Origin of the sequence: Gluconobacter morbifer G707 (assembly GCF_000234355.1) — a bacterium.
In the GTDB taxonomy this organism is placed as follows: Bacteria; Pseudomonadota; Alphaproteobacteria; order Acetobacterales; family Acetobacteraceae; genus Gluconobacter; species Gluconobacter morbifer.
This window is the reverse complement of sequence record NZ_AGQV01000003.1, coordinates 1-9,656: the sequence shown is the minus strand read 5'-3', so window position 1 is coordinate 9,656 and position 9,656 is coordinate 1. Positions and strand designations below refer to the sequence as shown.

Genomic DNA, 9,656 nt, shown 5'->3' with positions numbered 1-9,656 from the left:
TGAAACCCCTCAGCGCCCATGATACTGCACCGTCAAGGTGCGGAAAAGTCGGTCGCCGCCAGGTCCCCCAGTCCACCCCTCCCATACACCAACATCATCAAACACCACCGCGGGGTGGAGCAGCCCGGTAGCTCGTCAGGCTCATAACCTGAAGGCCGCAGGTTCGAATCCTGCCCCCGCAACCATTGAATATGCGTCTGAAAAGACTAGGAAAAACCCGCCCATCACAGGCGGGTTTTTTTGTGCCTGAAACACGGCGCTCTTCCTGTCCGACGTTACAAGCTCCGGTAACTAGACAATTCACTCCCGGGACCAGCGATCCGTACAATCAGGGACGGAGGGGCGGGAGAATTACGCGCTCCGACGCTGGATCCGCATGGTTTCCTTCTTGTGAACCCAAGCAGTCCTTTAGGGTCGTTTTAAGAATATAAATCCGATCTTCTTCTTTTTTATGTGATAAAAACTAATGAAATTACTTTCAAGAAACTTTGTTTTAAAATAATTTTTTAATTTTAATTGTACATGTGTATATTTTTCTGAGTTTTTGATTTTATTGAAAAGAAAATAACTGTTTTTTACTTGGAAAGGACGAAGACAAGGAAGAAAGAAAATATTTATCTAATAATAGAGGATGTTTGTCTCTTTTTCTGTACACTCGGCGCCATGAAGAAGATTGATACACGTTTCCCAGATTCTGATCCTCATTCCGCTGTTGTGACAGGAGCCACAGGCGGGATTGGTCGTGAAATTGTCAGTCTCCTGTTATCAAAAAATTACCGTGTTTTCGTTCTGTCTCGTCATGCTGAAAATGTCCGGGAACAGTTTCCGGACTGGCCTGACAGGATTATTCCCGTGCCCTGCGATCTGACGTCTGAAGAAAGTATTCAGAAAGTATCTGAATATATCAGGCAGAAAAAGATCGTGGTGAATCTTTTGATTCATTGTGCCGGGTTGATACATCCTGAAGATTCTTCCAATATTACGGCCTCTTATATCAACTCCCAGATGATGATAAATCTAACTGGTCCTATTCTTCTGACCGGTGGGCTGGTTTCCTCAGTTCCTTCTGGCGGACATATTCTCTTCGTCAATTCTGTTGCGGGTGTTCTGCCGTTACAGGGCAGTAGTGTGTATACGGCGTCCAAATTCGGGCTGCGTGGTTTTGCCCGTTCGCTGGCTTTGGATCTGCGTCCACGGCGGATTCGGGTTTCCTCGGTTTTTCTTGGAGCCGTCGATACGCTGATGCTTGATCGGGAAATAGCGGATGGCGGATCTGTTCTGAATTTTGTCAGTCAACCGTTATCGCCACGGCGTGTGGCGGAATTCATCCTGCGTGCCAGCCAGAAGTCCGGACAGGAATTTTTTCTCCCCAGGATTGACGGCGTTTTCGGTCATGCCTGTCTGATGATGCCCTGGCTTCTGCGATGGATGACGCCGTTTCTACAGATTATCGGGCGTTCGGGACAAAACCGTTATCTCCGTAAAAAAGGCTGACTTCAAACGGTGTCCTTATCCTGCCTTTAGTCCGAACTGCTTTTCAAGAAGCTGGCGATATTCCCTCTGCTGGCTGACATGTGATGGTGGCAGAGAGAGGCGGGATTTCAACAGATCATGCATGAACATCACTTCTTCCACATGTTCCCGACGATTGAGAGCGTGCGTCGCTGAGCTGGTATGGCGGCGATGGATGTTCAGGGATTTTGAAACATAGACGATACCGTCATTTTCGCTGTCCAGAAGTTCAAGATACAGACGCCAGTCGCCAGCAATTTTCAGTGTTTCCAGATCTTTACGGCAACGCGTGAAGGCTGCTTTCATTTTTTTTCGCTGGAAAAGAACGCTGCTGGCGTTGAGGATCAGGTTGCGCTCGGACAGGCATCCTCGCAGGAAATCCTTTCCTTTATAATAGCTATCCTGCTCCAGCAGTGTTCCTGCGGTCTGAGCACAATACGGACGATAGGAAACAGAAAGTGTCGCGCCTTTCTCGTCAATCGAACGGCTGTCCGTGAAGCCCATGATGGCGTCAGGTTTCTGGGAAATGGCCTTGACGAGATGTTCCAGAAACTGTGGCTCACAGAGGTCATCGACTTCGGCAATCCAGATCCAGTCTCCTCGTGCGGCCAGCATCGCTTTTCGCCATTGTCTGAAAACGGAGCCGGATGGATGCGTATTCCGGATCAACCGGATTTCCCTGTTCCATTCGGCAGCAGTCTGATGGGCGGTCTCTACACTGTTATCCCTGGAGGCATCGTCCAGAACGATTACTTCAAGGACGGGAAATGTCTGGGCGAAGATCGAGGCAAGGCGTGCCTGAAGATATTCCGCATAATTGTGGGACGGAATGACGACCGAAATGCGGGGAAGGTCCGGCAGCAGGAGCTGGAAAAGTTTTTCGGCATAGGAGGTGAAGCAGAAATCTTTTTTCATCTCTCGGGCTAAGGTCTGCCGGGTGCGGGCCGATCGGTCTTTCGACCATCTGCACAGATCACTGACAGTGTCCGCCAGCGCCCGGACATCGCCGAATGGTACGAGCCTGTTCGCCATGTCTGGGCGTGCCGCATAGTGTTCCAGCAGATGGGGAATGCCGCCACTGTTTTCGAACGCCACACAGGGCAGCCCGGAAGCCAGAGCCTCCAGAACAATCGAAGGATAAGGGTCCTCGCGGGAGGGAAGGACAAAGACATCGGCTGCCGCCAGCCAGTCGCCAACATTCGTGACCTGGCCGGGCAGATGGAATGTTCCGCTGTTCTTTGCTTCAATCAGTTCGGCCTGGAGGGCGTTTTTGAGGCTCTCTTCAATCGCGCCAATCCAGACGCAGTGAATTTTCCGGCCCAGCTTGCGCCAGAACTGCACAAAGAGGTCGAACCCTTTGCGCATATCTGCATATCCGCCTCCCAGAACAATTGTGGCGTCGGCAGAAAGGGCCAGTTGTCGGCGGAGGCTGCGGTACGTTTTCGGGCTGAATGTTATGTTACGGTCGTACAATCCCTGCGGAAGCAGGGTGAGGGCGGGATGCGTGTCCAGTTCGAGGCGGCTGGCAACGCTGCGAGCAGGAATGATGACATTTTCAGCCAGGGAACAGGCGGTCTCCAGCGGGGCCTGCAGATTGCGGCTGCGCAGGATATTCGGCAGTTCGTGGATCAGAAAAGTCTGCCTGATACCGTTCTTTTGCAGGAGGGGGGCCATGGGCGCGGACGCTGCGCTGTTCAGGATGGCGGTCCGGTAGCCTTCTCCGGCCAGAGCAGACAGGCGTTCCGTGGTGGTTCGGGCGTCGGCGGGCAGGATTTCCACGGGCGCAGTCGCGCGGTAGTCCTCGAGCATGGCCCCGCCTTCCAGCAGGACAAAAAGGACATCCACCCCGAAGAAACGCCGGAATGTCCGACCGATTTCCAGGAGAAGTCTCTGGGCTCCTGCTGGAAAGGCATCATGGCCGACAAGCAGGATCCGGTTATTACGGCTGGCGCTTTCAAATCCTGTGCAGGCACGGCCAGTCGCGTTCAGATAGGCGCTTCCGAAGTGCTGGTCCGGCTCCAGATAGGCGCCTTCGGCCCATTCATTCCAGGCATTGATGCAGACAATCGGGTCGCCGAAAAACAGATTTTCCTGCGCCTGATCGACCAGTCCTTTCAGCCAGTGCTCGTACAGGACGGGGGTTGATCCATGCATGACAAGGCCTTTGCCCTGCCGCCGCGCATCATTGTCCCATGATGGGCTGGCCGTTCGGATCAGGGGAAAGGGAGGGCTTTTTTCCTGAAGGGCTTTCTCGACAATTTCACCATAATCATAGATCTGCCCACTGAAATCATCATCCAGGAAACGCATGGATTCATTCAGGAGCCGACAGCCCGATACGACTTTATGGGGCGGGAACTCAATGGCGCCGTCCATGCCGAAAAGTCGGGGGTCATGGTCGCCAAACGCCTGTCCCATCACGAAAATCGGGTCGAGATTATGTCGTTTGCGGAAAAGGCGGCGCCAGCGATCCAGCGGCAGGGGTGCGTCAGGGATGGTTCCCGGCCGGTAGATCATGACCAGAGGCCGGCCATCCACATGGATATAGCGGCTGTCGTGGATGTAACGGGCCAGGCAGTCTATGAGCGCCTCATCGTCCTGCAGCCTGTAGTCCTGGGCAATCAGAATGTCGTCTTCGGATCCGTCCCAGCGACGGCTCCAGTTTTCATTGGCCCACATCAGACAGAAGGGTAGATCGATCTGCGGATTAGCCAGCAGCATGTCCAGCGGGCTGTCCATCAGGCGTTTGCGGTTGAACCAGTAAAAATAGAAGATGAAGCCCTCTATGCCCGCGTTTCGCGCCATTTCGGCCTGACGGACAAGAATTTCGGGCGTATCGAGCGTATAATGCCCTAAGTCACGTGGAATGCGGAGTTGGTAATGGTCCGTGAAACGCGGCATTCCCCGGCTGATATTGGTCCATTCCGTAAAGCCTTTGCCCCACCATTCCTCATTTTCGGGAAAGGTATGGAACTGGGGCAGATAATAGGCCAGAACGCGCGCGCCGGATGGCGCTGGCGGGCAGGGAGCGGATATGCTCGAAGAAAGGGCCCGACTGTGTGTGGCGGCGGACTTCCCGGAAAACCGTGACTTCCTGATCCGGAGCGGCTGGGTAAATGCCTGGGCGGTTACGGTTGGCCAGATAATGCAGCAGCGGATTGCTGTCGGGCGCATGGCGCAGGTAATTGCGCCGGTAGTAATTCGGGTCAAACCCTTCAAAGGGACGTCGTGCCTCCCGGAAGCCCTGGATCATGTAATGTTCCAGCGGGTCCAGTCCGGCTGCGGCAATATCCGGATAATTGCGAAGGTAAAAAGCCGGATCGAATTCAGGGATGGGGCGAAGGGTCTGCCGATGCCTGTTGAGAAGGTAATGCGCCAGAGCCAGCATCCCGTCCGGAACGCTGTATGTCTGGCTGTACCAGTGGGGATCGAACCAGGCGATGGGCCGTCGCCCTTCGGATTCGCCGTGCTTTACATAATGCAGGAGCGGGTCGCCGATGACGTCCCTGTTCTGGCTGAGATACCAGTGTGGGTCGAAAAAGGGATTGGGTTTGCGACCCTCGCGCCAGCCATGCTGGTGATAATGACGCAGGACACCTGTCCCGAGTGTTTTCAGGTCCGGATTGCTTTTCACGTAATATGCGGCGTCGAACGTCCCGGAATAGCCCAGCACATGCAGGGGTGAAGCCTCGGCAGGGTGGGCAGGGACAGAAGAAGAGACGCCTGATTTCTGCAAAGGAAATCGTGAAAACGTATCGGACATTTATGGTTTCTTTACTTTTTCCAAACTAATTTCAAGCCGTTAAATTAGCGTGAATAAAGAAAGTGGATTTGCTCCTCATCCTTCAGGATGTCATATCGTCCGCCTCGGGAAGCATGCGGCTTCCCTATCCAGGGTCATAGGTTAAGAGACTGATGGACAGCAGCATATTGCCTGTTTCCGCAGAGGACGGTCCCGTCTACACGCATGAGACTGTCCGGCTGGAGGAAGGGCTGGAACTGGAGTGTGGCGTGCATCTCGCGCCGCTGGATGTGGCGTACTGTACTTACGGGACGCTTTCACCTGCCCGCGACAACGTCATTCTGGTCTGTCATGCCCTGACGGGAGATCAGTATCTGGGTGAACCTCATCCCCTGACGGGAAAACCCGGCTGGTGGAACCGGATGGTTGGTCCGGGGCTGCCGATCGATACCAACCGCTTTTTTGTCATCTGCTCCAACGTTCTGGGGGGATGCATGGGGTCAAGCGGTCCGCTCTCCATTCGTCCCGAAACGGGCAAGGCCTGGGACAGCGAATTCCCGCCGATCACGATGCATGACATCGTGGCCGCGCAGGCCAAGTTGATGGACTATCTGGGGATTGGGCGGCTTTTCGCCGTGGTTGGTGGGTCCATGGGGGGGATGCAGGTCCTGACCTGGGTGGCGGATTATCCGGAGCGCGTGTTCGCGGCCATGCCGATCGCGACGTCTCCTTTTCATTCCGCCCAGAACATTGCGTTCAATGAAGTCAGCCGGCAGGCCATTTTCGCCGATCCCAACTGGCATGACGGTCATTATCGCGATTTTGGCGCCATTCCTGCGCGGGGGCTGGGTGTTGCACGCATGATGGCGCATATCACCTATCTGTCCGAAGAGGCTCTGAGCCGGAAATTCGGACGGCGGATCCGGCACGAAGTTGCGATTGCCCAGCCGGCGTCCAGCAGTCCGTCCCTCTTCGGGGAAATGTTCGAGGTGGAAAGCTATCTCCGCCATCAGGGTTCGACCTTCGTGCGCCGCTTTGATGCCAATTCCTACCTGACCATCACGAGGGCCATGGATTATTTCGATCTCGCCGCGGAGCATGACGGGGATCTGGCGGCGCCGTTCAGAAATACCTCGGTACGCTTCTGTGTGGTCTCTTTCAGTTCGGACTGGCTTTTTCCGACGTCGCAGTCACGTCTTCTGGTGCGTGCCCTGAACCGGGCAGGGGCCAATGTGTCCTTTGTGGAAATCGAGAGTGACCGGGGACATGATGCCTTCCTGCTGGAGGAGCCGGATTTTGACCGGACCGTAAGGGGTTTCCTGAACGGCGCGGCAGAACATGCCGATCTTCGGAAGGGAATTGTCTGATGCGTGTGGATCAGCGCCTGATTGCAGAAATGATTGCGCCCCGGGCCCGTGTTTTGGATGTCGGATGTGGCGATGGAACCCTGATCGACTATCTTTTCCGGACGCGCGCCTGCGATGCCCGTGGCATTGAAATCGACATGCAGAACGTGACGCAGGCTGTTGCCCACGGGCTGCCCGTGATGCATGGGGACGCCGACCATGATCTGGCCAACTATCCGGATGACGTCTTCGATTATGTGGTTCTCCAGCGGACGCTTCAGGCGGTGGAGCGTCCTCGGGAAGTTCTGCGGCAGATGCTCCGGATCGGGCGACATGCCATTGTGTCCTTTCCCAATTTCGGTCATTGGCGGCTGAGGCTGCAACTGCTTCTGACCGGACGGATGCCCATGACTGCGGTGTGGAACACGCCATGGTATTCCACGCTGAACATCCATCCTTGCACCATCCGGGATTTCCTGATGCTGTGTGAAGAGGAGGGTTATGTCATTCAGAAATGGCTTGCCGTCGATGAAGATGGCGACCGGGCTCCGTGGCGGCGTTCCATTCGTCTGGCCAATCTTTTTGGCGAGCAGGCCCTCTTTCTGCTCAGTCGGACAGACAGGAATGGTTCATAAAGGGTGTGCAACCTTTTGAAATGGATCGTCTTAAGAAAGAAGTTCCTTTCACGTTCCTGATTCACAGCTCATTACGGAGACAGGCATGAGTGATATCCTGCAAGCCATCAAGAACCGTCGCGCCACGAAAAAATTTGATCCGTCCTACAAGATTCCCGAGAGCGAACTGACGGCTATTCTCGACGCTGCCCGTCACGCTCCGACGGCCTATAACATCCAGAATTATCGCTTCCTCGTGGTTCGTGATGCCGAGCAGCGTCGCAAGATACGCGCAGCAGCCTGGGATCAGCCTCAGGTGGAAGACTGTGCCGCGCTGATTGTCATGTGCGCCGACATCAAGGCCTGGGAAAAGGATCCCGGACGGTACTGGAAGGATGCACCGGAGGCGGTGCGACAGCAGTATGTCGGCATGATCCGCCAGTATTATGAAGGTCGGGAGCAGGTGCAGCGGGACGAAGGCATGCGCTCCTGCGGGCTTGCGGCCTATGCCATCATGATGGCAGCGGCGGCGCATGGGCTCCAGACCTGTCCCATGGACGGGTTTGATTTTGCAGAGGTTTCCAAAATCATCAATCTGCCGGCGGATCATGAGCTTGTCATGTTTGTTGCACTTGGCAAGGAAGCGGTGGCTCCGCAACCGAGAGGTGGTTTCTTGCCTCTCGATGCAGTCATTACTTATGACCGCTTCGCCTGATTGCAAGAAAACAAGAAATAAACACGACTTTTTGTAAATAGATGAATTGATTGCCTTGCAGCCCGTATGAAGCTGCCGTATATCCGGACCTAGGATGTCCCTGTTTCACAGACGGCGTCCGACAGCTTCTTCAAGATGTCTGTCCGCGCGGCCAGGCAGGCTTTTCCATTCCCGTTCATGGGTATGGAAGGCCGGGCGGGGCAAGGCTTTCCGGGATGTCTCTGATGACACGCGGAAACATGCGTCCGGATGGGGCGGAAGAGCGGTCTCTCTAATTTTTCACAGAGGCTCTCCGGGCAGATGTGCTGGCTGGCTGCGTTGCGATGCAGTCATCTACTGCCTGAGCCGGACCTTGCCGTCCCATAGGAGGGGTCAATGACCAGTTTCGCAGAACTCAATCTCGCGGAGCCCATTCAGAAAGCGCTGGCTGAAGAAGGCTATACCACCCCCACTCCCATTCAGGCTGGCGCCATTCCCCATCTGCTTCAGGGTCGTGACCTTCTGGGACTGGCCCAGACAGGGACAGGCAAGACAGCGGCCTTCGCTCTTCCCATTCTTGACTACCTGCTCAGGAACCGTAAGGCGCCTTCTCCCAAGAAAGTGAGGGCGCTGGTGCTGGCGCCGACCCGTGAGCTGGCATCCCAGATCGGGGAGAGCTTTGCGGCCTATGCGCGGCACATGAAATTCTCTCATGCCGTCGTGTTTGGTGGTGTGGGGCAGGGGCGTCAGGTGGAAGCGACCCGCCGTGGTGTGGATGTGCTTGTTGCGGCGCCGGGGCGTCTGCTTGACCTGATCGGGCAGGGATATATCGATCTGTCCGCTCTGGAGATCCTCGTTCTGGACGAGGCGGATCGCATGCTCGACATGGGGTTCGTCAAGGATATCCAGCGGATCATGGCTCTGCTGCCGAAGGAGCGTCAGACGCTTCTCTTCTCCGCGACGATGCCGCCGTCCATTCGTGATCTGGCGCATTCCCTGCTGAAAGATCCGGCAACCGTGCAGGTCACGCCGGAATCCAGCACGGTGGATCGCATCCGTCAGGCCGTCATGTTCGTAGATGCGGAAAACAAGAAAGACGCGGCCCTGATGCTGCTGGATAGCCCGAATGTGGTCCGGGCCGTTGTTTTTACGCTCATGAAGCATGAGGCCAACAAGGTCTCCGAATTCCTGAACAAGAATGGCATCCGCGCGGAAGCCATTCACGGCAACAAGTCGCAGGGTGCCCGGGAACGTGCGATGGCCGGTTTCCGCAACGGTACCGTCAAGGCGCTTGTCGCTACGGACATTGCAGCGCGTGGCATTGACGTTGACGACGTGAGCCATGTCTTCAACTACGACCTGCCGAATGTGCCGGAATCCTATGTTCATCGTATCGGCCGGACGGCGCGTGCGGGACGTGAAGGCTGGGCTGTCTCCCTGTGTGATGCAGAGCAGCGGGCCTGGCTTCGGGATATCGAGAAGAAAATTGGCAAGGATATTCCGGTTGTGACGGATCATCCTTATCATTCCGATGCTGCCCGCAATTCCACGTTGCGGCCGCCTGTGCTTGGTGGCGGTCGTGGGGGTGGTGGCGGTGGCCGGCGCCGTTCTGGTGGTGGCGGACGTCCGGGTGGCGCAGCGCCTGCCCGGAGTGGTGGTGGCCGTCGTCCAGGGGGAAATGGCGGTATGCGCTCAATGCCGCGTCGCTGATCCCGGATCGAACATGAGAACGAAAAAACGCCTTGCCC

The 9,656-nt window shown here is 55.8% G+C and carries 7 protein-coding genes and 1 tRNA gene; 6 read left to right on the top strand and 2 right to left on the bottom strand.

The features are described 5' to 3' along the window. The first annotated feature begins 108 nt into the window (after nt 1-108). Both GMO_RS06955 and GMO_RS06950 read left to right on the top strand, forming a co-directional pair. Nucleotides 109-185 (top strand) — tRNA-Met (locus GMO_RS06955). A 478-nt stretch (nt 186-663) separates the two neighbouring features. After that, nucleotides 664-1,494, top strand: a complete 831-nt coding sequence (locus GMO_RS06950; RefSeq protein WP_008851618.1) for an SDR family NAD(P)-dependent oxidoreductase — start codon at nt 664-666, stop codon at nt 1,492-1,494. A 15-nt stretch (nt 1,495-1,509) separates the two neighbouring features. Here the strand turns inward: GMO_RS06950 and GMO_RS06945 are convergent, their stop codons facing one another. Then, complete coding sequence (locus GMO_RS06945; RefSeq protein ID WP_245528452.1) at nt 1,510-4,494, bottom strand: glycoside hydrolase family 99-like domain-containing protein; 2,985 nt, start codon at nt 4,492-4,494, stop codon at nt 1,510-1,512. Continuing rightward, nucleotides 4,463-5,275 (bottom strand): hypothetical protein, encoded by an 813-nt coding sequence (locus tag GMO_RS14700; protein WP_008851616.1) that lies wholly within the window; start codon nt 5,273-5,275, stop codon nt 4,463-4,465. Before GMO_RS14700 ends, GMO_RS06945 begins: the two co-directional genes overlap by 32 nt. Before the next feature lie 152 nt (nt 5,276-5,427). Here GMO_RS14700 and metX point away from each other — a divergent pair, with 152 nt between their 5' ends. The 4 genes from metX (at nt 5,428) to GMO_RS06925 (ending at nt 9,618) form a co-directional block, all read left to right on the top strand. Continuing rightward, complete coding sequence (gene metX / locus GMO_RS06940) at nt 5,428-6,621, top strand: homoserine O-acetyltransferase MetX (protein ID WP_008851615.1); 1,194 nt, start codon at nt 5,428-5,430, stop codon at nt 6,619-6,621. Next, nucleotides 6,621-7,235, top strand: a complete 615-nt coding sequence (metW, locus tag GMO_RS06935; protein WP_008851614.1) for a methionine biosynthesis protein MetW — start codon at nt 6,621-6,623, stop codon at nt 7,233-7,235. Before metX ends, metW begins: the two co-directional genes overlap by 1 nt. A gap of 85 nt (nt 7,236-7,320) precedes the next feature. Beyond that, nucleotides 7,321-7,929 carry a nitroreductase family protein gene (locus tag GMO_RS06930; RefSeq protein ID WP_008851613.1) on the top strand — a complete coding sequence of 203 codons (609 nt, stop codon included), beginning with the start codon at nt 7,321-7,323 and terminating at the stop codon, nt 7,927-7,929. Between the two features lie 375 nt (nt 7,930-8,304). Next, the gene (locus tag GMO_RS06925; RefSeq protein WP_008851611.1) at nt 8,305-9,618 is read left to right on the top strand and encodes a DEAD/DEAH box helicase; all 1,314 of its coding nucleotides are present in this window, start codon (nt 8,305-8,307) and stop codon (nt 9,616-9,618) included. Nucleotides 9,619-9,656: the final 38 nt, after the last annotated feature.